Genomic DNA, 24,862 nt, shown 5'->3' on the forward strand with positions numbered 1-24,862 from the left:
GCTCCCCATTGAAAACGAAATTTTTTATTCATTGTCCTGGTACTACCTTTACGTTTTGCTCATTTAATTTCAAACCGAGCTCTTCCGCCTTTTTCCAAATACGATCATAGGTAGATAATTCGCTTACTTGTATGGACAAGTCTGTATTCTCTTTTGAAGTATTATCGATTTGTTTTTCCATAAGTTGTATATCCGCACTCGTTGTACGAACGGCAGCCTGTGTTTGAATGATAAATATCGAAAGTATTGTTACTACAGATAATAAACCGAGAAATAGAATTTTTTCACCTTTTGTTAATAACTTTTTATGTTGTTTTGCCTGCTTCTTTATATGTGGTTGTTCAGGAAAAGAAGGGCGACTTATGTATGTTTGTGACTGGTGTTTGCGTAAAGCCATTTAGACACTTCCCTTTTCATAAATTTTTTCCACAATTCTTAGTTTAGCTGACCTAGAACGGTTATTTACTTCTAATTCTTCTTCTGAAGGTAAAATTGGTTTTCGTGTTATTAGTTTCAAAGTTGGCTCCATACCTGCCGGAATAATTGGTAAGTTTGGTGGTAAATCAGGTAATGAAGCAGCTTCCTTAAAAATGGTTTTTGTTAATCTATCCTCAAGAGAATGGAATGTAATAACACTAATTCTTCCACCTACTCTTATTACCTTAATAGCATCTTCTAAAGACTCTTCTGCTGCCCCTAATTCATCATTTACAGCAATTCTTATTGCCTGAAAAATTCGTTTGGCAGGATGTCCACCTGTTCTTCTAGCTGCAGCAGGAATTCCAGCTTTTATTAAATCCACCAGTTGAAATGTTGTTTCAATTGGAGCTATTTCTCTAGCCTGTTCTATTTTTCGAGCAACTTGCTTTGAAAACTTTTCTTCTCCGTACCGAAAAAAGATTTTCACAAGCTTTTCATATGGCCATTCGTTTAGTACATGATAGGCAGTCAACTCGCTCGTTTGATCCATCCTCATATCGAGCGGAGCATCATAGTTGTAACTAAAACCGCGCTCTGGTGTATCAAGCTGAGGTGAAGAAACACCTAAATCATACAAAACTCCATCTACTTGGTAAATTCCAATATTCGCAAGTTCTTCTTTTAGATAACGAAAATTAGCGTGAATAAATGTCACTTTATCCAAATGAGGAGCTAATCTTTTTTTAGCATTTTCAATAGCAGTTATATCTTGGTCAAAACATATTAACCTACCGTTATCATCTAGTTGCTTTACTAAGTATTCACTATGCCCCGCACCACCAAGTGTACAGTCCACATAAATACCATTAGGACGAACGGCAAGTCCATCTACCGTTTCTTTTAATAATACCGTTGTGTGATGAAACAAACCTTTTTCCTCCTCTTTTCTAATTCGCGTAGCTAATTATGAGTCTAAATTGTTTGAGAGCTAGCTCTATAAACATCTCAAATAGTTCTGTGACATCCGTCTAGGCTATAACTTTATCTCCAGTCTTAATATCGCAGAGTTAAGTTATATATCAAAACCAATCATATTTTCAGCAATATCATTGAAAGAATCCTCGGATTCTTCAAAGTAATTCTCCCACGCATCCTTCGCCCAAATTTCTAGACGATTTGAAACACCAAGAATGATACATTCTTTATCCATCTTTGCATAACTGCGCAAATTACTAGGGATATTAATACGACCTTGTTTGTCAATTTCAACTTCCGTTGCACCTGAAAAGAAAAATCGAGTAAAAGCACGAGCATCTTTTTTAGTAACTGGAAGTTCTTTTAATTTTTCTTCGAGTTTTCGCCATTCATTCATAGGATAACCAAATAAACAATTATCAAGACCACGTGTTAAAACAAAGCAATCTTCTAAATGCTCCCGAAATTTGGAAGGTATGATTAACCGGCCTTTCGGATCAACGTTATGTTGATACTCACCCATGAACATGCTACTCACCCCACTTTATGAGATTAACATACCACATCGCCCCACTTTCCTCCACTCATTTTTAGAATTTAGGCATTATATTTTTTAAAATGCGTAAATAGTACTTGTTGAGATAACTGAAAAGAAGAAAATTTTAAAAAAACTGTGTAAAATCAAGATATTTTACCCATATAAAAAGCCTCCAAGTTTTGGAGGCTTAAAAACTAAATTAACACTATATGATGTTTTCCGTTAAATTCAAATGGTATCTCTAAAAGATCTTTAATGAGGTTCGCTCCAACCTCATTTAATAGTTGAAGTGGGGAATACGTTCTTTCTTGTAATCCACCATCCGGTATCAATTCCATAATCAATCGATCATAACGATGAATAGAAGCATCGATCTTTCCAAGGAATGTATCCTCAATTGCATTCTGGATAAAAATTAATTGTTTTTCGTGATAACCCAAATTTTTATTTATTAATGGAACTAACTTTAAATCTTCGTTTTGAAGAAGTTTCTCAAGTTCTTGGTACTTGGCTGATAATTCTTGCTTAATAGTTCCTATAAGCTCAGGTATTTTTTCATTTCTATGCTCATTAATAAATTGTTGTTTAGCTGCTTCTACTTTGCCTTCCCATACATCTGGAACAGAAAAAGAAAACTTTTCCAACAAGTTTTGGGTTTTCGAATTCACAATTGTTATGCTTAATCTCGGCATAATAACGGGCATTTTCATGTTAAAGAGCTCAAATGCTGTTTTTAATGTACCCCAATAAGCAATTTCCCCAGGTCCACCGATAAAACTTAAAACAGGGAAGACCATTTCTTGCATAATAGGTCTAGTTACGACATTATTACTTAACTTTTCTGGATAATTTTTAGCGAGATTTATCATTTCTTCTTCTGAAAAAGATATTCCTTTTGCTTCATGGACAAAATTTTCATTTTTTCTTTCAAGCAAAAATCTTTCCCCATCTTCTACATAAAATAAATTAGCTGCACTCTCTTTTGTTTGAATTGGTGTACCAAATCCCTTTTGTTCAAATGCCACTTCATTTTCAAAAACAACCTTTGCGAGTTGCGCAGAATTCTTCACCATAAGTTGAAAATATTCACTTTCTAGTTGTCGAAAGGGTTCATATGCTGCATCTATTAATAGTAAACCTTCCTCTTGGAAAAGATAGTTCATAAACGCCGCAAAAAAATCACTGTACGTTAAATTACTTTCTAACAGTAAGGTAACCTTTTGGAATAATTCTTTTGTGTTTAATGTTTCTGGCAAGCTTTGAAATAATTCATCTAAGTAAGAGTTCATAATTTCTTTATCTAAAGTGGTTTGAGAAGCCATTTTTTTTATTTTGGATACTTCAGGATATACAAACTTTTGAAGTCTTCTTCCTCTTTCTATGTACACATGATTTATCTCGTCTATATCATGGTCTTCTCCAGCTATCCAAAATACTGGAATTACAGGTACTCCAAGAATTTCTCTTTGCTGCTTAGCTAAAGTAATAACTGAAATCGCCTTATGAATGGAATACAACGGACCCGATATTAATCCCGCTTGTTGTCCACCAATAATGACAATTCCGTTATCTTTCAATTCTTCTAAATGCATATTGCTTTTTTTAGATATTCCAAATTGACCCATATAATTTTTTAATACTTTAACAAGGTCACTTCTTTTATGCTTATTAAAATCAGTTTCCCGTAGCCTATTGTTTAATGCCTTTTGATTCCATTCATAATGAAAGAAAGAAGACAAACTTGCTGGATCTTCTAAATATTTCTTATAAAATGAGGAAGCGAATGGTTGTGTGTATTGCTCTACTCGCACGTTTTTTCCACCTCTAATTATTAAATTCACCTTGGCTTCTATATTCTGTTTCATCCTAAAAAGCTACACAGAAAATTGACTTCGCACTAGGCATAAACTTTTGCAGGAAACAAACACTGCAAGATTAGTTTAATTACCTTAAAAGTATATCACTTCGATGTACCTTGTTAAAAATTATTAGCTTGAGTTAATTTCATAAAGGCGTTTAATTATTGAAAAACGAACTATACTTAATTTGCTGATTGGAGCGACAGGCGGCGGTGATGGCTCATCGCTTACCCCGCGGAATGCGTCCACTTATAGCGGAAATCATGCTGATTTATGAAAAGTATATTATACATATTTATACATTTCACATTCATATAGTTCGTGTTTTATGCTCTAAATTTGAATCATAAAATTGATTTAGCTTATATATTTTAAAACATACTGGAAAACACCGATAAACAAAATCAATGCATATGTCACGCATAATAATATAAATAACAATCTCCATATTTTTCGAAGGAGAGGCATGACTTCGATTTCTTTTTGGTTTCTCCAATCTAAATATGTAAATATTGTTGCTATTAGCAGAGAGATAATGATCATCAACAAAGAGATACTTTTTGAAAATACAATAGAAAATGCATTAGAGACAGAGAAAAATAATAAAAAGGTGGTCACATCCGCTGCAACACCGAATGATTTTTTTCTTTTATGTAATAAGTATTTCGAAATTGTAAAGGATAAGATAAATATAATTACAGGAAATAATATAATAAAGGAAAGTATTTTAGTAATGATGATCACCTACCTTGTTCATTTCTTTTAACATTAAGTAGAAAGTGTGCAACACAGCCAATTCTTTATCTCGTTTTTTCGCTTCGTCAATTACCGCCCCGACAATCGTATCAATCTCCATTAAACGACCATTCTCATAATCCGTAAGCATAGAAGAACGATTAAATTCCGTATTTTTACACAGTTCTACAACCTCCTCCCAAGCAAGTAGCTCTCTCCACTCCTCGAAGGCACCCATTAATTCTTCATACATATTTTTTAAAATAATTCTATAGGAGTCATTTTTTATTAATACTCCATTTTCAACTTGAGTGATTGTAGTTAAAGGATTTATTAAACAATTTAGCAAGGCTTTTTTAAAAAGGATAACTTGAATGTTAGTAGTTAAAACAATAGGAAACTTGTTAGAAGAACATTGTATTAAAGCGTCTACCTCATCCCAGACACCTCTATGAATCCCAATAGTTGTAATCCCAATTCCAAGATGACGAACAGTATTCTGATTTACTTTCGTAGCACCGTGCAATACAGAACCAATTAAGATGGTCGTTTGCTTTAATAGATCAGCAAATGGTACATGGAGTAAACCGTTTTGTACAAATAAAAGTGGTATATTTATTGGTAGTAAATCTAATTCACTTTTTAAATGATTTAAATGATGATACTTCACTGCGATAATAATCATATCTACCTCAAACAAATCTTCTATTTTATATACTTGATTACAAACGATACGTTCAGGAACGTTTGGTTCTTTTTCTATGTATAAATTTTCTATTTTATTATTCTTACGTACATAAAATAATATGTCATTTTTCTGATCTGCTAAATATGCACCAAAAAGCATTCCTACCGCCCCAGCACCAATAATACCGATTTTCAATTTTCCCACCTCATCTTTCTTGTTTGTAAGAAAAGCGCAAGCGCCCTTAAAGTGCATCTTGTCTTCACCGTTATCAGAGTGCTTTGGACGAAGCATTGGCTACACTATTACAGCGGGAATTTTGGATCGTGAAGTGACTGCGTCACTTCACGATCCATTTTCTCGGTAATCTTATGGCGGATGTTTGTCCGTCGCCCTCTTGGAATTTGTGAGGACATGATGCGTTTGGTTTGGATAATTAGAGAAAAATACTTCTCTACTCTTTTAAAAGCTTCCGAAGATACCATTTCGGAAGCTCTTCACTTCTTTATCGGTAAATACTACCTATTTTTCTCTGTTTCCGCTTGCCATATTGATAAACAAAGAAAAGTACCAGTTCATTATTTCTATCAAGCATATTTCCTTGCTTATTTGCATTGTTGATTGAAGCGGAAGGCGGCGACTCCTAGGGGATTAGCAAGCAAATCAAGACCCTGGACTGAGCGCTCAATTGTTCAAAGGCTAAGAGCGCCACATCGTGTGGCAACGCCTTTGTGACCAACGTCATGTTGGCCCGAAGCGGCTTGATGCTTGCCCCCTGGAAAGCGTCCGCCTGCAGCGGAGATCAACCTTTTCATGTAATAGTAGTGAAATATACCATAAATACTAGGTTCATTGCACAAAAATTCATTTTAAAAAAGGCCAACCATAATGGTAGACCTTTTTTTATCAAATTACTAGACAATTAAACCTAATTTTATTACCGTGAAAGTTGTTTTTATTAAACTGGAAGCACTGGATGTTTTCTAGGTGCCACCGCAATTTCTTTATTTTCGTAGTATCTAAAACGATTTGCAAGTTCGTTGCGCAGATCACTTGGCGCAACAATTTCATCAATAATCATTTCAGATGCAAGTTTGTAAATATCAATTTCTTCTTTATATTCGGCATGCTTTTCTTGCACAAATTTTAACCGTTCTTTTGGATCTTCGATTGCTTCAATTTTATTGGAGTATACAGCGTTAACTGCTGCTTCTGGACCCATAACCGCAATTTGTGCAGTAGGTAATGCTATACATACATCCGGTTCAAACGCTGGACCTGCCATTGCATATAAACCTGCTCCATACGCTTTTCGCACAATAACAGAGATTTTTGGAACTGTTGCAGAACTCATGGCAGCAATTAGTTTCGCACCATGTCGAATAATTCCCGCGCGCTCTACCTTTGTTCCAATCATAAACCCAGGGACATCTGCTAAAAATAGTAATGGAATGGAAAATGCATCACAAAGGGATATAAACTTCGCAGCTTTATCTGCTGAATCTACAAAAAGTACTCCACCCTTTGCTTTTGGTTGGTTCGCGATAATACCAACTGCTTGTCCTTCGATTCGAGCAAACCCTGTAATTAATTCTGGTGCGAATAACTTTTTCACATCAAAGAAAGAGTTTTCGTCAATTAGGGCATCTATCGCTTCATACATATCAAATGGTGCATTTTGATTTTCCGGAATAATCGCTTCAAGCGTTCTTCCCTCTTTTATTGCTTTAGGTTCTACTTTTTTAGGTTTTTCCGTGTAGTTCGCTGGGAAATAACTTAAATATCGTTTTGCTTCATAAATTGCTTCTTCTTCCGAAGTTACTAGGACATCACCACATCCACTGACAGTACAGTGCATGCGAGCTCCACCCATTTCTTCTAATGTCACTTTTTCACCAATAACCTTTTCAGCCATCCGCGGTGAACCTAAATACATTGATGCATTACCTTCTACCATTATAACTAAGTCACAAAAAGCCGGTATGTATGCTCCGCCTGCTGCAGATGGTCCAAATAACAAACAAATTTGCGGGATAAAACCAGAAAGTCTTACTTGGTTATGAAATATTTTTCCCGCTCCCCTACGATTAGGAAACATATCTAATTGATCTGTTATACGAGCACCTGCCGAATCTACTAAATACAACATTGGTACTCTATTTTTTTCAGCTATTTCTTGAATTCGAATAATTTTCTCAACAGTGCGTGATCCCCATGAACCAGCTTTTACCGTTGAGTCATTTGCCATAACACAAACTGTTTGTCCGTTCACTTTTCCAGTAGCAGTAACAACACCATCTGCTGGTAAATCACCAGCTTCTACATTAGCAAAGCGACCATCTTCAATATATTCCCCATTGTCAAAAAGTAAAGCTAATCGATCACGAACAAATAATTTCTTTTGTTCTTTCATTTTTTCATGGTACTTCGAATGCCCACCAGCAAAAATGGACGTCAGCTTTTCTTCTAATCGTTCATTATATACCTTATTTTCTCCCACTTTGAATACCCCCTTAATAAAGAAATCGAAACATACTTGATAAAGCTTCTTGGTCGAGGTTAGTCGACCTACCCGACGCTAAGGCGGAAAGCATTTATCTTTATTTTTTATTCAAATGTCACTAGAACATCGCCTTCGTTAACGAAATCTCCTTCTTTTGCATGAATGGTAGCTATCTTTCCTGCCATTTCAGCTTCTACCGGAATCTCCATTTTCATTGATTCTAATACCATTACTATTTGACCAGCGGATACCTCTTCCCCCACTGTTACGTTTACAGTAAATACTGTTCCTGCCATTGTCGATTCTAAATTTTTCATTTTAAACTTCCTCCCTTTGTTGTTGCATCCATTCCCCTAAAACGGATGTTGAATAAATTCCACTCTTAAAGCTGTCTGCATCTAAAAATTGTTTAAACAATTCAATATTTGTTTTCACACCTTCTATTTTAGCAGAAGAAAATACTTTTTGCGCTTTCTCGATTGCCATTTTTCTATTTTCTGCGTGGATAATAACTTTTGAAATCATTGGATCATAAAAAGGAGTTACTTTGTTCCCCTCTTCATATCCTGCATCAAATCGAATTTCTGCGGAATCTCCCCAGTATTCTTTCGTGATTGTTCCTGGTGAAGGAAAGAATGTCTTTGGATCCTCCGCATAGATTCTAAATTCTAATGCATGTCCATTTGAAGTAATTAATTGTTGGTCTTTTACAGGCAAATCTTCTCCAGCTGCTACCTTTAACTGCCATTCTACTAAGTCAAATCCTGTAACCGCTTCTGTTACTGGGTGCTCTACCTGAAGTCTTGTATTCATTTCTAAAAAATAAAATTGATGATTTTGATCCACTATAAATTCTACTGTTCCTGCATTTACATAATCTACTGCTTTCGCAGCTTTAACTGCAGCTTCAAACAATTTTTGTCGTGCTTCCTGCGGGAAATTAGGTGATGGTGACTCTTCAAGTACTTTTTGATTTCTGCGTTGAACAGAGCAATTACGTTCAAATAAATGAACGATATTTCCAGCTTTATCTCCAAAAATCTGCACTTCAATATGTCGGGATGCATCGATAAACTTCTCTAAAAATACGACATCATTACCAAAGTAAGATTTTGCTCTTGTTTTAATGGACTCAAAGTGTTTCTCTAGAGTCTCCACATCGTCACAACGAATCATTCCGATTCCACCGCCACCAGCACTTGCTTTAAGCATAATAGGATAACCGATTTTTAAAGCGGCCTCTTTTGCATCCGTAATAGTCGCTAAACCTTCTTCAGTTCCAGGAACAACAGGAACTTCTGCTTTAATCATTGTCAAACGAGATGCAATTTTATCTCCCATCTTTTCAATTGTTTCTGGTTTAGGACCAATAAATGTGATTCCAGCTGCTTCCGCTTTTCGAGCAAAATCCGCATTTTCTGATAAAAAACCATATCCTGGATGGATGGCATCAACTTGCTCTTTTATTGCAAGTTCAATAATTTCGTCTACTTTTAAATACGATTGTTGAACTGGATTAGGTCCGATTAAAAATGCATAATCTGCTTCTTTCACATATGGTAGCTCTTCATCGGCCTCCGAAAATATTGCGACAGTTTCAATGTTTAACTTTTTACATGTCTTTATAATACGTCTAGCAATTTCTCCCCTGTTTGCAATTAATACTTTTTTCATTATCTTACCCCCTAAGTTAAAGAACGTGTTTATCCATCTCTATTAGTCTATACGAATTATGAAAGCGAATTCAACTAAATATCATATTTTTTATAAAAAAAAGCCTCTACTATTAGAGACTTCATTTGTACCTTATTCTATATGCGTTATTCCTTGTTTCACCCAATTTACTAATTGTTCATAATCTCTTTTTAACAAGTTGTAGGCGTTAGAAATTTCATCATAGGACTGTTTCATTTCATCATAACTTTCCATAGCCAACTGCAGATGGTTTTGTAAAGTAGATGAGTCTGGAACTTCTCTTGCTCTCACTTCTCTAATAGATGTTTTTCTTTGAAGGACAATTGGCCGTAAGTTTTTGTTCCATCTAAATGCACATGCCTGTTTGGAGCGACCTAACAAAATGCTTGCTTCTTCAAATCCTGAAATTTGGGTATGACCTTGCTCTATTTTCTTTAATACTAATTCTTTTAATAGATTGTCTTCTTCCACAGTCCAGCTATCTTTTCTAATTTTAACATTCATGTTTATCACCCTTTGCTTTTTTACTAATATATGCAAAGTGGGTACAAATAGACTCTAGATTTTATTTCTTTTTCTCTAAAAATGAATCGACTGCTTCATGGTGAATTTCTTGCTCCCAAAGAACAGCACAAGTTGCGACTTCTTCCATAACTCGGTTAAATAATTTCTCTTGTTCCCATTTTCTTATGACTTGGGACTTATAAGCTTTTAAAACAGATGCATGAGGAATAATCATGTTTCGGGTAAACTTATTTAGAGCAACTAGTTTATCTCCCTCAAAAAGTTCGGTTGCCCAACCAATCGACAAAAGGTGATCAGCAGGATAAGGAACTGCTTCTGTTAGCATCCGAAGTACATAATCATGTCTCATTCCCTTTTCAAAAAGATAGGTTCCACCACCCCATCCCGAAGTAATCGCTAATTTCCCTTGAATAAATCCGCATTTCGTTTCTTTTTTTACTAGACGATAATCGCAAAGTGTTGCTATTTCACAACCACCCCCAACTGCAGTTCCATTGATTAAAGCAATTGTCGGAATTGGTAATGTAGCTATTTCGTATAAAACGTTAGCTATATTAGCTAACATTACATAAGATTCTTTCTCCGTTTTTAATTTATGGAAAACAGATAAATCTCCTCCTGAACAGAATGATTTTTCACCTGTGCCAGTTATTACTGCCAATTTAATTGTTTCATTTGTTTTTACACTATGTATGAATTGCTTGAATCCCTCAATAACTTCTTCATTGATGGCATTATGAATGGAAGGTCTATTTATTTCAAAAATAATCATTTCATTTTTAATTTCGATTGAATAAGCCAAAGTTAGCACCCCTTTTCGAAAATATAAATAGAGAAAAAGGCTACCGAAGAGCCATGGTCTCTTTGGTAGCCTTTTAAGGAACAAATACTGAATTATTTGCTCACTACTTCTTTCCCTTTGTATTGACCGCATGATTTACAAATTCGGTGAGCCAATTTCATTTCACCACAATTTGGACAAGCAACCATACCAGGTACGGATAATTTAAAATGTGTACGACGTTTTCTTTTTACAGTTTTAGAAGTTCTTCTAGCTGGTACTGCCATTGGTGGCACCTCCTTACAGATCTATTATTCGTCTGTTTGATCAAAATACTTAGCTAATTCAGCAAGTCTTGGATCCAATTTTGGTTGATCATTTTCTTTTTCATCATTTAGATCTTCGTCTGTTGTATATGACCAGCCGGTTCCACCTTCGTGTTTAAATTGGTCTGCACCTTCTTTATACACTTGCAAAGGAATTTCTAATAGGATTAACTCCTCTAGAACTGGGTCTACTTGAATAACATCGCCTTCTACGATATGAAAATTATCATATGCTTGTGCAGATGCTAATGCAGTTTCAGACCAGCTGAAAATTTCATCAGATTGAATTTCAAATGGGTATTCTACATCTTCCCACGTGCGAGCACAGGGTAATATGAGCGTCCCAGAAAGTTGAAAATGACAAGTCATTTGCGCTGCACCAAACGTGCAGTGCCCTTTTACATGAACGGGTGAAATACTTCGAACGTCTGGGTTTCGTTCCTTCACATTTTGGAGAGTAACGAATTCATCTAACGTCATCCCGTTATCACGATATTTAGCTAATTGATGAATTGCCCATTTCATACGATTATCACCTCAAGACAACAAAGTTGATTATATAATGACTGGTTTTAGATGTCAAGATAATTTCTTGTCACTACATTATTTTAACATTATAATTGGAGAAAGAAAAGCGAAAGTGTCAATGTCTGCCCCGACAGGCAAGTGTAGGTCTGCAAAATTCGCCACATCCTGTGGCAAAGCAGACATGACCCGCGTCGTGCTCCCCAGCCACTACAAACGCATTGTTTGCGGCGAACTTCCGCGGAGCAAGGCGCTGTAGTCTGGACATTAACGAAAGGATTTGATGGATGGTGAAAGCTACAGGAATTGTTGTAGAATACAACCCTTTTCATAATGGTCATTTACATCACTTACAACAGTCTCGATTAAAAACAAACAGCGACATTATTGTAGCAGTTATGTCTGGAAACTTTCTACAACGTGGAGAACCCGCACTTGTTGATAAATGGATGCGGGCTAAAATGGCAATCTCTGCTGGTGTTGATTTAGTTATTGAATTACCATATGTGTTTGCAACTGCCCAAGCAAGCGATTTTGCAAAAGGCTCCATTTTTTTGTTAGACGCATTGAAATGTGATTCTTTTTGTTTTGGAAGTGAAGAAGGCTCTTTAGAAGCATTTCAACATACTTATCATTTATTATCGACCAAAAAAGAAGAATATAATACTGCTATTTCAAATTTTATTAAACGAGGCATAAGTTACCCAAAAGCATTGAACGAAGCATATAAAGTTATCTCAGAAGATTCAACGATGTCTTTAGTTGATCTGTCTAAACCGAATAATATATTAGGATATCACTACATTGAGGCTGCTTATCAGTTAAATGCAGCAATTAGACCCGAAACGATCCATCGAGTTGTTGCAAACTATCACGATGAAGCAAAACCTTCCGAAACTATTGCAAGCGCTACAGGGATAAGAAAAGTATTATTTAATGAAATGGATCTTACATCAATAAAACACTTTTTGCCAGAAACGAGTTTAAACGAATTAAAAGAATGGAAAAATACTTTCCAAACATTCGGAAGTTGGGAGGTATTTTGGCCAACTCTTCGTTTAATAATATTACGTCATTCAAAAAAACAACTTGCCAACTACGCTGAAGTAACAGAAGGTATGGAAAACGCTATTTGGAATGCTGCAATGAGAAGTAATTCTTTTCAGGAGTTTATGTTACAAATAAAATCGAAACGATTCACTTGGACAAGAATTCAACGAATGATGACTCATATATATACGGGGTTTACTTGGGAACAATTAAAAACGATCGATTTGCCAACTTATATTCGTCCTCTTGCCATGAATAAAAGAGGTCAGAATTATTTGCAATCGATAAAAAAAGACTTACCACTACCACTAGTTAGTAGAGTAGCAGCATTTAAAGAAATTGATATGCTAGGACTTGATCTAAAGGCTGCAAATTTATATTATTTAGGTTTACAAACTGAGTATGCACAAAAAATGATTGGAAGTGATTATAGCATCACCCCAATCATTCAATAATTACATCTTAGGTTCTAATTTATCCAAGTACGCTAGAGCATCATCTACAGTTTTGACTGGCACAATTTTCATTTTTGTGCCAATTTTTTTTGCAGATTTTAATGCCTCTTCATAATTGGATGTGAGTCCTGGATTGTTTGCTAAAATTGCAGGATCAATTTCATCGTTAGGAGCAAACATAATTTCAATCCCTTTTCGATCAGCTGCTATTACTTTTAGTTCGATACCACCAATACGTCCAACTGTTCCATCTGGTTTCATTTCTCCAGTTCCAGCAATGTTATATCCTTTTGATATATCCTCTGGTAAGAGCTGGTTTAATATCTCTAATGTAAACATCAAACCAGCAGACGGCCCTCCAATGTCCTCTGAGTTCATATGAACAACTGGGGTAGTTTCTACTTTTTTATCTTCGGTATACGATATCCCAATACCTGGTTTATCTAAAACGCCAGGTACTTTCTTTAATGTCACTTCTTTATTTAGTGTTTCTTTGTTTCTTTCAATTTTTAAATGGATTGCATCACCTTCACCTTTCCCACTTAAATAGGTTTTTAATTTTTCCTCTGTTAGATCCTTTAAATCATCTAATGCAATTATTTTATCACCAGGTTCTAAAATACCATCCGCTGCACTATCCTTTAAAACATTAAAAATAAATATCCCATTATTAATTATGTGATAAGTCTTATTTGCACGATTATACGCTACAGATATTGCATTAAATTGAGAATCAGACATAAGCTTTAATTGACGAATATTATATTCTTTTTCATTTTCGTTTGGATTTCGAATTTGTTTAGCTTTATAAATTTTCCTATTGTCAGCTATTTTTGCATACAAATAAGTTAATGGAGTCGCTTTTGATAAAGATATAGTTAGAAGACTCATCTTTCCTTTATCATTTTTATCTCCGCCTTCTACTTGAACAAATGGTGATAGTTCATATGCTCCACCAGGTTTGGATATATAAGAATCCATTGGATAAAAGGTTAGGGATGCAACTATAGCTAAAATTAATAGGAAAATTATCGGTTTTTTATTGAACATAATTTATTTATCCCTTCCTTTCTTTTTCATACTCATAAGTTTATCACTTCCATTTTTTTCTGACAAAACAAAAGTTAAATAAAAATAATATGATTTCGTTAATTTTTAGAACGATATTTTCTATTAAGCTTTTTAAGGGGAACGCCTATTTATGGGACGTTCTAAGTAGGAATAATGGTTTTCTATTGTATAGGATGCTTACCAATGACTAAGCAGAAAAAAATTCAGATCAGATTATAAAGGATGAATTCATTTGCACAAAATAGTGACGTTTAGTAGTTGGGCACTCATTATTCTTCTGTTTTTGCAACCAGGTGTTGCTCATAAGGGAGCAATTGAAGGAATGCGGATATTTACAACAGCTTTACTCCCTTATTTACTTCCATATCTTGTTATCACTCAGATGTTTATTCGATCACAAAATACTTTTTTAAAAACCAAAAATAAGTTCAAATTGTATATAAATATCTTCCTTTTGAGTGCTATAGGGGGCTTTCCAAGTGGTGCAGCCATTATTTCATCTCTTAAGGAAATGGGGACTTTAAATAATCGAAATGCAAGTTGGTTGTTGGGAATTTGCCATGCACCAAGTCCTATGTTTGTCATTGGATTTGTAGGTATTGAAATTTTCCAAGCAGAAATTCCCGGATTAAAGTTGTTAATCATTATCCACGCTCTAAACTTTTTATTTTTGTTAGTATTCATCATATTCTCTCCCTCTATTCAAATGAATGTTGAAACAGTTAAAACATCATCTTCACCATTTCAAGAAAGCATAAGAGAAACCTCTCAAATATTAATGCTTATTGGTACAACTGTTGTATTTTTCACTACCGTTAGTATTATTGTTTTCGAATCCGTAAAAGAGATACTTCCTGCCATATCACCGTTGTTACTTGTATTTGTTGCCTCTTTCTTTGAAATGACTGGTGGTATTAGTCTCGCAGGAGAAATATTATCTGGAAAAGCCATGCTTCCTATAGTCGTCGCCCTAATCATTGCATTTAGTGGGATAAGTATTCACATGCAAATAATCGTTTTAGCACAAAAAGCAGGCATCTCTATACGTAAATACCTACTTTTCCGCATACTCCATATAATCCTTATCCCTACTATCTTCTTCTTCATTGCATGATTATTACAAAGATGTTACTGGTGCCTGGCACCAGTAACATCTTTGTAATAACTTAGAGGTAGGTGGAACTTTTTAAGCAAAAAAATAAACCTTGCAATGTCTGCAAGGTTAGTTTGTTTTATATTTGGACTTTAGAGCTGCTTCAACTTGTGGAGGTACAAGCTCACCAATGTATCCTCCGTATTTGGCAACCTCTTTTACAATACTTGAACTTAAAAATGAGTATTGGTTTTTGGTCATGATAAAGAATGTTTCAATTTCATCATTTAATACTCGGTTCATTGAAGTGATTTGCATTTCATATTCAAAGTCTGATACTGCTCGTAATCCTCGAATGATTGCGCTCGCATCAACGCTTTCAGCATAGTCCATTAATAATCCAGAAAATGTTTCTACTTTAACATTTTTAAGATGAGAAGTTGCATCTACGATGAGCTCCATTCGTTCTTCAACTGTAAATAAAGGATTTTTAGATGAGTTATTTAACACAACAACATTCACTTGTCCAAAAATAGATGCTCCTCGACTAATTATATCTAAATGCCCATTTGTAATCGGATCAAAACTTCCTGGTACGACTGCAATTTTAACCAACTTAATTCCCCTCTTCCATACTTTTACGATAAATTGAAATAACAGTACTTCCATAAGTTTCTCGTCTAACAAGCATAAAAGTTCCTAAGTTATCTTCTAAACTAACAGTTTTCTCATGTTCGCAGACAATAATACCGGTATCCTTCATACATCCAATTTCAACAATTTTTTTTGCTAAATCATAAAACATTTCTTTGCTATAGGGGGGATCTATAAATAACAAATCAATTAAAAGTTCTCTCTTTTCAAATGCTTTTACTGCTCTAGAAGCATCGATTTTATATAGTTCACTGTCTTCTTCAAATCGACATTTCTTTAGATTTTCTAGAATGGTTTGAAGTGCTTTTTGGTCTTTTTCGATAAAAATACAAGTATCTATTCCTCGACTCATCGCTTCAATGCCCAAACTTCCACTACCAGCAAATAAATCGACAGCAATCCCACCATCGAAATAAGGACCAATCATATTAAAAATAGATTCCTTCACCTTATCTGTTGTAGGTCTCGTATTTGTTCCTGGAACTGCTTTTAAAGGCAATCCTTTTCTTGATCCTGATATTACTCTCATATCATTTCTCCTAGCATCAAATTCTTCTAGAAGGATTTGTTTCCCAGAGTAGCTTTCCTTCTTGAAGTTTAGCCTCAAAGGAATCATTGAACCCCACTGTTTGTATACTTTACATTTACTAATCCGATTAAAATAAAGCAGATTGCGTTATATTAATCCTTTTATCTTGCCTTTCAATATCAACTAAAAACAAACGAATCATCCATGATTCTTCAATATAATAATCAGATCCAATTTTTTCGAATGGTTCTGACATCGCATTATATCTTTTTTTGTTTAATACATAAAAAGATTCATGGATCGGAAACCGAAAAGCTCTCGTGTCATTTTGAATGTATAGTCCTTTTTCTGTTTCTTTAAAGGTGTATCCCAAAGTCTCTAACAATGGTTCAGCTCCAAATAAGACTTTCCCATCTTTTAACAATACTTTCATATCTTCTTGTTGTAGTTCATTAATATAAACAGTTCGACTGTCTTCAAATAATAATGGGAAATATTCCTTCCCAGCCTGCAAATTAAAAGAAAAATAAGAAGTTTTTAGACCAATTGTATTGGACAATAACTTATCTAACTTCTCAGCATCTAATTTTCGAGTTCTGTTAACTTTTGAGTTCCAATCAGCCAGTTGATCTGATGTAAAATAATTATTTAGAGTTTCATACATCGAAATAGCCTTCTCCGATCCAATTGGATGATTGACTAAATAACTACTAATAACCTCAGCTAACAATAAATCGGAAGAATCCACCCCATATTTTAACAAAACATTTTTTACGATTAATTCTCGTTGTACAGTGGCAATGTCTTCACTATCAATAAAAGTAATCCTTGCAGCATTTATATCTTTATTATTTTTTTCCATAAGAACAGATACATGTTCTCTATTTGGTACATGTAGTCCTTGTAATGTAGTAATAAATTCTTTAGAGAGATCTTTCTGTGAATAAATAGTAAAATAATCATCTTCGTATTTTACAGGTAACATATCTTTTTGCCAATATAAATCCGAAATATCACCTGGACCATATGAAAGTGAGTAATCAATTAAGTTTAAAGAGGTGCTTCCAATAATAGGCAGACCACTTACCCACATTCCACCTCGTTTTAGCTCGTCTGTGATATGAAGAGTTGTATATGAAGACTCACCATTTTCAATTTTGGCAAGAAACCCAGAGAATAAATTTCCATCCTGAAAAGCTTCAGTAAATGGTAGTTCATAAGATATACTTTGTTGAGAAGATTCACCCTCTTTAAAAACAGTTAAATCCTCGGATAAGCGTTGACAACTCTCTCCTATACTTAAATCACAACTTCTATTTTCGCTTGAGATAGGCCATAAAATAGTCGTTTGCTCTTTTGGGAGATTATTAAAATGTTGTTTAACAATGATCTTATTACTTTTCAATTTCAATTCTATCTCTTGTTCATAATAAAATGATGTTCCATCCTCTTCCAAAGTTGAGGAGTAAACGTGATATTGAAATAGTAAAAGAACACTATTCGTAACAATGAGTAACATAGATAAAAAACTTATAACAAATTTCATAGAACTGTCCTCCAACAAAGTGGTAAGATGGATTGGAAAGGAAGTGTTTTCAATGATTCAACGATTTATTGAACTTGGTGAGGGCTATGGAGATATATTTGAGCTTTGTGAACTTGCTAAAGTTAACAAAAGTCGAATTTACCGGGCTTTTATCTTTACCTCTAAAAAACAAGAGCAAGAATATTGTTCTATCGCAATTGCCCTTAAACCAGTCAATAATGCTAATTTTTTTCCGATTTACATAAGTCTTGAAGGAATACCTAATGTAACACCAATATCCAAAAGGCTTTCTACCTTTAATGAAACTCTAGAAGAGCTAAGTATTGTGCCCGTTCATATGGATATTAAACATTCAACGAGCTTTGTTGATAAAGGATTATTCTATCAGTATGTCATCGGAATTCTCCGTTTAAATCATTTTATACCGCGATTACAATAGTTTAAGTTATAAACCGATTTTATAATCGTATTCTTTCGCTTTATCTGGCTTACTATTTTCAAATTCAGTCTTTAAAAATGGACGATAAGATTCCAAAATTTCTTTCACAAAAGGAAGTTTATTCATCTTTTGTTTAGCATTTTCTATCTGATCTTGATCGCAATATAAGACAACATATTTTAGTCTTTTCGAAATATAATGGACATGTCCATATTTGCGTAAAGATTTTGCTTGTTTTAAATGATGCACATAGACAATTAATCCTTGTCTTTCTGTCATACAATTCCCCTCATTTCTTCCTTTCAAGGATAACATATGCATGAATTTGTTAGCAACAACAACTAGCTGACAGTTTGAAAGCATTTCGATATAATAAAAACTACCTTTGGATTTAAAAGGAGGATTAAAAAGTAATGGGTAAAAAAACGAACGTAGCCTTTGCCATTGCAGCAGCCGCTGGAGCAGCTTGGGCTAGTACAAAAGCATTTTCCAAACCTCAAGTTCGCTCAGCAAAAGAAGCTCTTGAATACGAACATCCCATTATTCTTGCGCATCGTGGAGGATCAGCACTCGCACCAGAATGTTCACCTTCCGCTTTTGAGATTGCAGCAAAACTAGGAGTTCATGGATTTGAAATAGATTTAAGATTAACAAAAGATGAGGAAATCATTGTATTTCATGATGAGTATTTAGGTAGAGTTACGAACCTTTCAGGTAGGGTAGCAGACTATCCATTACACGAACTAAAAAAAGCTGATTTAGGATACCATTTTGTAGATTTAGAAGGGAAAAATTCTTACCGAGATGGTGGAGAGCAAATAATGACATTAGGTGAACTTCTAGATAAGTATCCTCAGATGTTGATAAATATCGATATTAAAGATGCTCCACAAACATACGAGGGTAGTTTAATGCCTTCTAAACTTTGGAGATTACTTGAAGAGAAAGAAGCATTTCAACGAGTTGTTGTCTCGAGTTTTTATGATGAACAAATTGATCGCTTTAACTTATATGCTCAAAACACTGTAGCACTTGGGGCTGGAGAAAGAGAAGTACGTAAAGCCTATACAGCATTTACTAGTCAATTTAAACATTTATACCATCCTAAGGCTGACGTTTTTCAGATACCTGTAAGATCAAGTATGTTTCCTTTAGACAGTGCGCATTTCATTAAATTTTTAAGTTCATTAAACATTCCAGTTCATTATTGGACAATTGACGATCCTATTATGATGAAAAAGCTTATTAAAAACGGAGCAAAAGGAATAATTACAGATCGACCAGATTTAGCAATCGAAGCATTAAAGCTAGACTAAGAAACTAGAAAAACGCAAATGCCCATAAAGTGCATCTTGTCTTTACTATTTCCAGAGTGCTTTGTACAAAACACCAACTACACTATTATCGTTGGAATTCTTGTGGATCGTGAAGTGACCGCGTCACTTCACGATCCATTTTTTCGGTAATCTTGTGGCGGATGTTTGTCCGTTGCCCTCTTGAAATGTGTAAAGACAATGTACATAAGGTTAGGATAATGAAAGAATAAATCCTTTCCTATTCATATTAAAAGCGGACGAAGATATAATTTCGTCCGCTCATCGCTTCGTTAGTAATGGATGCTATCTATTTTTCTCTAGTCCTCCTACTCTAATCATACACCCACTGATTCATGTATACTGTGTACAGTAAAACTAAAAAAAGCAAGCGACCTTTAAGTGTATCTTGTCTTCATCAATCCCAGAGTGCTTTGAAAGTAACATTAGCTACACTATAACCGGAGAAATTTTTGTGGATGGAGAAGTGAATGCGTCACTTCTCCATCCACTTTTTTCGTTTATATTGTCGCAAGTATTGTCCGTCACACTCTTGGAGTTTGTGAAGACATGATACGATTTAGGAGCTTCGGCGTTCACACCACGGAAAGCGAATAAATCAGTGAAATCTAGACAATAACTATATAGTAACGTTATACTAAAAAGGATGTGTGCTAGTTTGCACACATCCTTTTATTTTATTATGCAGAACATGAACATGATCCACCTGTTCCACAACCGCTTCCACAGCTAGAACCGCTTGATGCGAAGAATGGATTACTTACCGGTACTTTAACGCCTTCTGAAACAGATTTACCGATCAACAAGCTTACTTCATCTAACAAGTCTTGCAAGTCGTTTTCAGCAACTTTAAGTGTTGCAATTTCATCCACCATATCCAGTTTCCTTTTAGTTAATCGGATATCCTTCATGACTTTTGAATAATCTGGATGATATTTTCCGAACCGTTGAACCTCTTCATATTGGTCTTTTATTTTCGTGAAGTGATTTATTTCACTAACTAGGTTCGAATTTGTATATACAGCACGATGTGCATCTAAGTATCGATAAAATAGTTCAGAGGAAAGAATCATTTTACATAGTTTATCTGAGTGGTCCATTAAAATAGCCCATTCATTGGTCATAATCATTTGACAATCCTCCTGTCCTATTTATCATAACAAAAACTAAAACTAATTGCTAAACTATTATCTTATTGTTGGGAGTAATATAATGAATGAATTACAATCATTGATCCACCAAGTTACTAAAAATGCTTCAGATGTTGAAATAGATTTACTTACTGAATTTTTGAAAGGCATACAAAACAAACAACAAAATGACGCACCCACATATTTAAATGCAGTTTTCCATATGGATACTCAATTTATAGAGGATACATGTGTCGTAACTTTACCAGTAACTCCTCTATCCTTTAATAGCTTCGGAATGCCACATGGTGGAGTTATAGCGACTCTTTCAGATAATGCAATGGGATTTCTAGTTAATAAAAACTTAAGTTCTGAGGGTAAGGGTGCGGTGACTGCAAACATGACGATTCATTTTGTCAAAGCATCTACAGAAAAAACGTTGATAGCTACTGCTTCATACTTACATAAAGGGCGTCAAACTGTAGTAGTGGAATGTACAGTGACACAGCCAGATGGTAAAAAAATTGCTTATGCAACTGGATCATTTTTTGTTATCACTCCACCTAACTCATCGAAATAATTTCGTACAACTTCATGATCAGAAAAAGGGACTACAAGTTCATTAATAATTTGTTCTTGTTCATGTCCCTTTCCTGCTATTAACACAATATCCCCTTTTTTAGCATTGTTTAAAGCAGTAATAATTGCTTGTTTCCGATCCGTTTCAATGATAACCTTATCTGTATCTGCCCCTTTTAAAATATCTTCAATAATATCGATAGGGTTCTCATTTCTTGGATTATCGTTCGTTATAATAGCAGTTGTAGCATATTTTGTGGCAACCTCTCCCATCCACTTTCTCTTTTGCTTATCTCTATTTCCGCCACACCCAAAGACAACATATATATTCCGATGGGCATAGGCCGATACGGTGGATAGACTTGCTTCTAATGCATCGGGAGTATGAGCATAGTCAATTATTACTTCAATTCCTTTATCATTATGAATTCGCTCTAACCTTCCCTTTGGAAGATCTACCTTTTTCAATTGGTCAATTTTAATGTTTAAAGCTTGCATTACCGCAATTGCAGCTGCTAGATTCATTCCATTATAATAACCATTATTATTCATAACTACTTGCAATTCTTTTTCTTTCATAAAATATTTATATCGAACTGTTTCTGTTGTATAATCCCTAATTTGATAAACAACATCACTTCTTTCATTATCTCCAAATCGAATTACCGGTAAAAAGGAATTATCTCCAATCGATTTACACCACTCATCATCCTCATTAATAACAAGTTTCTTAGAAAGGTAAGTGAGCAATTCCTTCGACTTTTTATAGGGAACCATCCCTCCGTGAAACTCAATATGATCTTTCCCAATATTTAAAAATACACCAACGTCTATGGGGTAATTACCAAGTCTTTGATCTAACAACCCTTGAGAAGAAGCCTCTAACACAATATACTCCACATTATTTTCATAACAATATTTAACTACTTGGATAAAATCATAAAATGGTAAGGTTGTATTATTACGTAAATAAGAATCTAGTTTTTCACCGTTTATATAGACTCCTAAAGTTCCAATAACACAGACAGATTTTTTTTGTTGCATTAATAATTGACCTACAAAAGAGGCTACAGTAGTTTTGCCGTTTGTTCCGGTAATACCGATTGTTTTAATTTGTTTTCCATAAAGTTTATATGAAACAATAGATACTCTTCGCATAAAATGGTCCATTTCAGAAGGAATTATTATTTGCGGAACAATACAATCATGGATAAAACGTTCTGTTAAGATCGCAATTGCTCCTTTTTGAATTGCTTCCTCGATAAATGACCGACTGTTTGTCAGAGATACAAAAATATCCCCTTCTTGAACTTGTTTAGAATGGTCTATCCATCTATATATCGTTAAATTTGACACATCTCCAATAATCTCATACTGCAATCCACCTAATAATTCTCTTAAAGAATAAATAATTCATCACTCCCTACACCATTCTTGTATGTTCGCATAAAGTAAAATGATTCCTTGTATCGTATGAACGGAGTGAATAAAATGTCACGAGTAAAGTGGATGAAGTTATGATTATTCAAAAATATGGTGGTATTGCAATGCAAGATCATCAAAGCAGGCAATTAATCATTAAGCATATTCAAAAAGCAATGAGAAATCATGAACAAGTGTTGGTAGTTGTTTCTGCCATGGGAAGAAGAGGTCAGCATTATTCAACCGATTCGCTTTTAGACCTTATTCCAACAACTCTTAGTAGTGTTGAGTCAGATCTACTCTCAGCTTGCGGTGAATTAATTTCTGCGTCTGTTTTATGTGCAGAATTAAAAAAAGGAGGAATTAACACTACAGTTCTTTATGGACGGAACGCCGGAATCATCACAAATGAAGCATACGGAAACGCAAATATAATAGATGTGAATACGAATATATTAAATTCTACATTCAATGATTTTCCATGCATTATAGTACCTGGATTTCAAGGTATATCTGAAAAAACACACAATTTCACAACACTAGGTAGAGGTGGAAGTGATTTTACTGCGGTTGTATATGGGCATCATTTAAAAGCGGAGGTTGTGGAGTTTTATAAAAATGTTCCTGGTGTAATGACATCAGATCCTTCTACAAACCAAACGGTCGAATTAATACCTGTAATGTCTTACGAAGAACTTCAAACTATAATAAGTGCACCTGTTGAAATCATTCAAAAAAGAGCAGCTAAATTTGCTGCTCTGTACAGAGTTCCATTGCATATACGCTCGTTATATGAAGAGGAAGATGGAACTTTCGTCTTTCATTAGTTATTGCCTACCCTCTTTAGCAATCAATCTTTCAATAAGGTTTTGAGTATAATAATTTCCATACACTCCTACACCAATGTGAGTGTACTTTCTCCCTAATATGGTATCACGATGACTTTTTGAATTTATCCAGCCATTTACCGCTTCTCCAGCATCAAAATAAAAAGCAGCAGTATTCCCACCAGCTCTTGAAAACTCTATGTCCGATTCTTTTAAAGTATCACTCAAACTAGGAATTTCATTTGATTCATTTATTACAACATTATTTTTAGCCATTTCTTTACTTTGCTCTCTAGCAATATTTTGTAATGCCATATCTGACTCCAATACACTTACACCATGTCTAAGTCTAAATGCATTTGTAATTTCATAAATTTGTCTTTCATTTGCTCGATCTACTGCAATTTGGAAAGATGAAGATGGTGTAGGAGTTTCAATCATCGAACCACTATACAAAATATCATATGGTTTCTGTAATAAAAGAGTCTCTGGATCAGAGAATCGGACTGCTTCTAATAGTTTATCATTTACATCAATATATAAAATAGCAAGTAAATTATCAAATTGGACTAAAATTCGATCATTTATATCTTCTTCATTTAACGAAAAGGTATATGTATTTGAATCGATAGTAATGGTAATTTCAGATTGAACAAGTGTAAAACGATAAATATCTTCAATAGATTGGCCAATATTATATGGTGTGACATCCACTTTATTACCTATAACAAATACTTGTTTTACTTTTTCATCTGAAATTCCAATTAATTGATAACTCGAAAAAGAAGTATTATATACCCACCAATCATAACCATATGCAGATGGCTCAATTCTTGTTGGTTTTCCCAATAGCTTAATTACTTCTGAAGATGGTCGACCAACTAATACGGAAATACCCGTTTTTGGCCTGGAAAAAATACTGTTGTTTTCGACAATTTCTTCTGTTTCTTGCGGAATTATCTGTCCTTTGTTATTCGATCCGGTAAGTAATTCATTCTCTTGAATAGGATTATCAAAATATATAAATAACACTAGTATAATAGCAATAGCGATTAAAATACGAAACAGAATTTTCATCTTATTTAACTCCTTAGTTTTTAATCCATTTTCACTAGTATATCAAGCTTACACACAAAGACACAATGTTGTCATTGCAACATATTCAA

The 24,862-nt window shown here is 34.5% G+C and carries 28 protein-coding genes; 7 read left to right on the top strand and 21 right to left on the bottom strand.

What is annotated here, in order from left to right:
• Window positions 1–28 precede the first annotated feature (28 nt).
• The 6 genes from ftsL to ACTSKG_RS06630 form a co-directional block, all read right to left on the bottom strand.
• Entirely contained in the window at window positions 29–397 is a 369-nt protein-coding gene (gene ftsL, locus ACTSKG_RS06605) for a cell division protein FtsL (protein ID WP_464757343.1), read from the bottom strand.
• Complete coding sequence (gene rsmH, locus ACTSKG_RS06610) at window positions 398–1,348, bottom strand: 16S rRNA (cytosine(1402)-N(4))-methyltransferase RsmH (RefSeq protein WP_464757344.1); 951 nt, start codon at window positions 1,346–1,348, stop codon at window positions 398–400.
• A 144-nt stretch (window positions 1,349–1,492) separates the two neighbouring features.
• Window positions 1,493–1,924 (bottom strand): division/cell wall cluster transcriptional repressor MraZ, encoded by a 432-nt coding sequence (gene mraZ / locus ACTSKG_RS06615; RefSeq protein WP_387579355.1) that lies wholly within the window; start codon window positions 1,922–1,924, stop codon window positions 1,493–1,495.
• Window positions 1,925–2,127: 203 nt separating this feature from the next.
• Window positions 2,128–3,744 (bottom strand): bacillithiol biosynthesis cysteine-adding enzyme BshC, encoded by a 1,617-nt coding sequence (bshC, locus tag ACTSKG_RS06620; RefSeq protein ID WP_464757345.1) that lies wholly within the window; start codon window positions 3,742–3,744, stop codon window positions 2,128–2,130.
• Between the two features lie 405 nt (window positions 3,745–4,149).
• Window positions 4,150–4,536 (bottom strand): DUF3397 family protein, encoded by a 387-nt coding sequence (locus ACTSKG_RS06625; RefSeq protein WP_464757346.1) that lies wholly within the window; start codon window positions 4,534–4,536, stop codon window positions 4,150–4,152.
• On the bottom strand, window positions 4,520–5,410 hold the full coding sequence (locus ACTSKG_RS06630) for a 2-dehydropantoate 2-reductase (protein ID WP_464757347.1): 891 nt from the start codon (window positions 5,408–5,410) through the stop codon (window positions 4,520–4,522). Before ACTSKG_RS06630 ends, ACTSKG_RS06625 begins: the two co-directional genes overlap by 17 nt.
• A gap of 225 nt (window positions 5,411–5,635) precedes the next feature.
• On the opposite strand from ACTSKG_RS06630, the gene ACTSKG_RS06635 reads away from it, so the two are divergent.
• Window positions 5,636–5,833 carry a hypothetical protein gene (locus tag ACTSKG_RS06635; RefSeq protein WP_464757348.1) on the top strand — a complete coding sequence of 66 codons (198 nt, stop codon included), beginning with the start codon at window positions 5,636–5,638 and terminating at the stop codon, window positions 5,831–5,833.
• 337 nt (window positions 5,834–6,170) lie between these two features.
• Here the strand turns inward: ACTSKG_RS06635 and ACTSKG_RS06640 are convergent, their stop codons facing one another.
• The 7 genes from ACTSKG_RS06640 to ACTSKG_RS06670 form a co-directional block, all read right to left on the bottom strand.
• Window positions 6,171–7,712 carry an acyl-CoA carboxylase subunit beta gene (locus tag ACTSKG_RS06640; RefSeq protein ID WP_464757349.1) on the bottom strand — a complete coding sequence of 514 codons (1,542 nt, stop codon included), beginning with the start codon at window positions 7,710–7,712 and terminating at the stop codon, window positions 6,171–6,173.
• Window positions 7,713–7,819: 107 nt separating this feature from the next.
• Complete coding sequence (locus tag ACTSKG_RS06645) at window positions 7,820–8,032, bottom strand: acyl-CoA carboxylase biotin carboxyl carrier protein subunit (RefSeq protein ID WP_464757350.1); 213 nt, start codon at window positions 8,030–8,032, stop codon at window positions 7,820–7,822.
• Window position 8,033: 1 nt separating this feature from the next.
• Window positions 8,034–9,389 (bottom strand): acetyl-CoA carboxylase biotin carboxylase subunit, encoded by a 1,356-nt coding sequence (locus tag ACTSKG_RS06650; protein ID WP_464757351.1) that lies wholly within the window; start codon window positions 9,387–9,389, stop codon window positions 8,034–8,036.
• 132 nt (window positions 9,390–9,521) lie between these two features.
• Window positions 9,522–9,914 carry a transcriptional regulator gene (locus ACTSKG_RS06655; protein WP_464757352.1) on the bottom strand — a complete coding sequence of 131 codons (393 nt, stop codon included), beginning with the start codon at window positions 9,912–9,914 and terminating at the stop codon, window positions 9,522–9,524.
• Window positions 9,915–9,975: 61 nt separating this feature from the next.
• Complete coding sequence (locus ACTSKG_RS06660) at window positions 9,976–10,737, bottom strand: enoyl-CoA hydratase/isomerase family protein (protein ID WP_464757354.1); 762 nt, start codon at window positions 10,735–10,737, stop codon at window positions 9,976–9,978.
• Window positions 10,738–10,829: 92 nt separating this feature from the next.
• Window positions 10,830–11,003, bottom strand: a complete 174-nt coding sequence (rpmF, locus tag ACTSKG_RS06665; protein WP_053590111.1) for a 50S ribosomal protein L32 — start codon at window positions 11,001–11,003, stop codon at window positions 10,830–10,832.
• A 24-nt stretch (window positions 11,004–11,027) separates the two neighbouring features.
• Window positions 11,028–11,567 carry a YceD family protein gene (locus ACTSKG_RS06670; protein WP_464757355.1) on the bottom strand — a complete coding sequence of 180 codons (540 nt, stop codon included), beginning with the start codon at window positions 11,565–11,567 and terminating at the stop codon, window positions 11,028–11,030.
• Between the two features lie 290 nt (window positions 11,568–11,857).
• Between ACTSKG_RS06670 and ACTSKG_RS06675 the strand changes: the two genes are divergently transcribed.
• Window positions 11,858–13,072 (top strand): nucleotidyltransferase, encoded by a 1,215-nt coding sequence (locus tag ACTSKG_RS06675; RefSeq protein ID WP_464757986.1) that lies wholly within the window; start codon window positions 11,858–11,860, stop codon window positions 13,070–13,072.
• Here the strand turns inward: ACTSKG_RS06675 and ACTSKG_RS06680 are convergent, their stop codons facing one another.
• Window positions 13,073–14,122 carry a SepM family pheromone-processing serine protease gene (locus tag ACTSKG_RS06680; RefSeq protein ID WP_464757357.1) on the bottom strand — a complete coding sequence of 350 codons (1,050 nt, stop codon included), beginning with the start codon at window positions 14,120–14,122 and terminating at the stop codon, window positions 13,073–13,075.
• A gap of 253 nt (window positions 14,123–14,375) precedes the next feature.
• Here ACTSKG_RS06680 and ACTSKG_RS06685 point away from each other — a divergent pair, with 253 nt between their 5' ends.
• Entirely contained in the window at window positions 14,376–15,257 is an 882-nt protein-coding gene (locus tag ACTSKG_RS06685; protein ID WP_464757358.1) for a hypothetical protein, read from the top strand.
• 108 nt (window positions 15,258–15,365) lie between these two features.
• On the opposite strand, the gene coaD is transcribed toward ACTSKG_RS06685, so the two are convergent.
• The 3 genes from coaD to ACTSKG_RS06700 form a co-directional block, all read right to left on the bottom strand.
• Window positions 15,366–15,851: a pantetheine-phosphate adenylyltransferase gene (gene coaD, locus ACTSKG_RS06690; protein WP_464757359.1), complete on the bottom strand. Its 486-nt coding sequence runs from the start codon at window positions 15,849–15,851 to the stop codon at window positions 15,366–15,368.
• Window position 15,852: 1 nt separating this feature from the next.
• Window positions 15,853–16,419 carry a 16S rRNA (guanine(966)-N(2))-methyltransferase RsmD gene (gene rsmD / locus ACTSKG_RS06695; protein WP_464757361.1) on the bottom strand — a complete coding sequence of 189 codons (567 nt, stop codon included), beginning with the start codon at window positions 16,417–16,419 and terminating at the stop codon, window positions 15,853–15,855.
• 127 nt (window positions 16,420–16,546) lie between these two features.
• A complete protein-coding gene (locus ACTSKG_RS06700) occupies window positions 16,547–17,965 on the bottom strand; it encodes a hypothetical protein (RefSeq protein WP_464757362.1) in 1,419 nt (472 codons plus the stop codon).
• A 52-nt stretch (window positions 17,966–18,017) separates the two neighbouring features.
• Between ACTSKG_RS06700 and ACTSKG_RS06705 the strand changes: the two genes are divergently transcribed.
• Window positions 18,018–18,404: a DUF7147 family protein gene (locus ACTSKG_RS06705; RefSeq protein ID WP_464757364.1), complete on the top strand. Its 387-nt coding sequence runs from the start codon at window positions 18,018–18,020 to the stop codon at window positions 18,402–18,404.
• Between the two features lie 6 nt (window positions 18,405–18,410).
• On the opposite strand, the gene ACTSKG_RS06710 is transcribed toward ACTSKG_RS06705, so the two are convergent.
• Entirely contained in the window at window positions 18,411–18,683 is a 273-nt protein-coding gene (locus ACTSKG_RS06710; protein WP_464757365.1) for a YlbG family protein, read from the bottom strand.
• 134 nt (window positions 18,684–18,817) lie between these two features.
• Between ACTSKG_RS06710 and ACTSKG_RS06715 the strand changes: the two genes are divergently transcribed.
• Entirely contained in the window at window positions 18,818–19,720 is a 903-nt protein-coding gene (locus tag ACTSKG_RS06715; protein WP_464757366.1) for a glycerophosphodiester phosphodiesterase, read from the top strand.
• Window positions 19,721–20,418: 698 nt separating this feature from the next.
• Here ACTSKG_RS06715 and ACTSKG_RS06720 read toward each other — a convergent pair.
• Entirely contained in the window at window positions 20,419–20,868 is a 450-nt protein-coding gene (locus tag ACTSKG_RS06720; RefSeq protein WP_464757367.1) for a YlbF/YmcA family competence regulator, read from the bottom strand.
• 82 nt (window positions 20,869–20,950) lie between these two features.
• Between ACTSKG_RS06720 and ACTSKG_RS06725 the strand changes: the two genes are divergently transcribed.
• Window positions 20,951–21,448 (top strand): PaaI family thioesterase, encoded by a 498-nt coding sequence (locus ACTSKG_RS06725; RefSeq protein ID WP_464757368.1) that lies wholly within the window; start codon window positions 20,951–20,953, stop codon window positions 21,446–21,448.
• Here ACTSKG_RS06725 and ACTSKG_RS06730 read toward each other — a convergent pair.
• Window positions 21,397–22,827: a UDP-N-acetylmuramoyl-L-alanyl-D-glutamate--2,6-diaminopimelate ligase gene (locus tag ACTSKG_RS06730; protein WP_464757369.1), complete on the bottom strand. Its 1,431-nt coding sequence runs from the start codon at window positions 22,825–22,827 to the stop codon at window positions 21,397–21,399. The genes ACTSKG_RS06725 and ACTSKG_RS06730 overlap by 52 nt on opposite strands.
• Window positions 22,828–22,964: 137 nt before the next feature.
• Here ACTSKG_RS06730 and ACTSKG_RS06735 point away from each other — a divergent pair, with 137 nt between their 5' ends.
• A complete protein-coding gene (locus ACTSKG_RS06735) occupies window positions 22,965–23,696 on the top strand; it encodes an amino acid kinase family protein (RefSeq protein WP_464757370.1) in 732 nt (243 codons plus the stop codon).
• Here the strand turns inward: ACTSKG_RS06735 and ACTSKG_RS06740 are convergent, their stop codons facing one another.
• Window positions 23,697–24,773 (bottom strand): CAP domain-containing protein, encoded by a 1,077-nt coding sequence (locus ACTSKG_RS06740; protein ID WP_464757371.1) that lies wholly within the window; start codon window positions 24,771–24,773, stop codon window positions 23,697–23,699.
• Between the last annotated feature and the right edge of the window lie 89 nt (window positions 24,774–24,862).

It is taken from the genome of Psychrobacillus syltrankelensis (assembly GCF_055454035.1).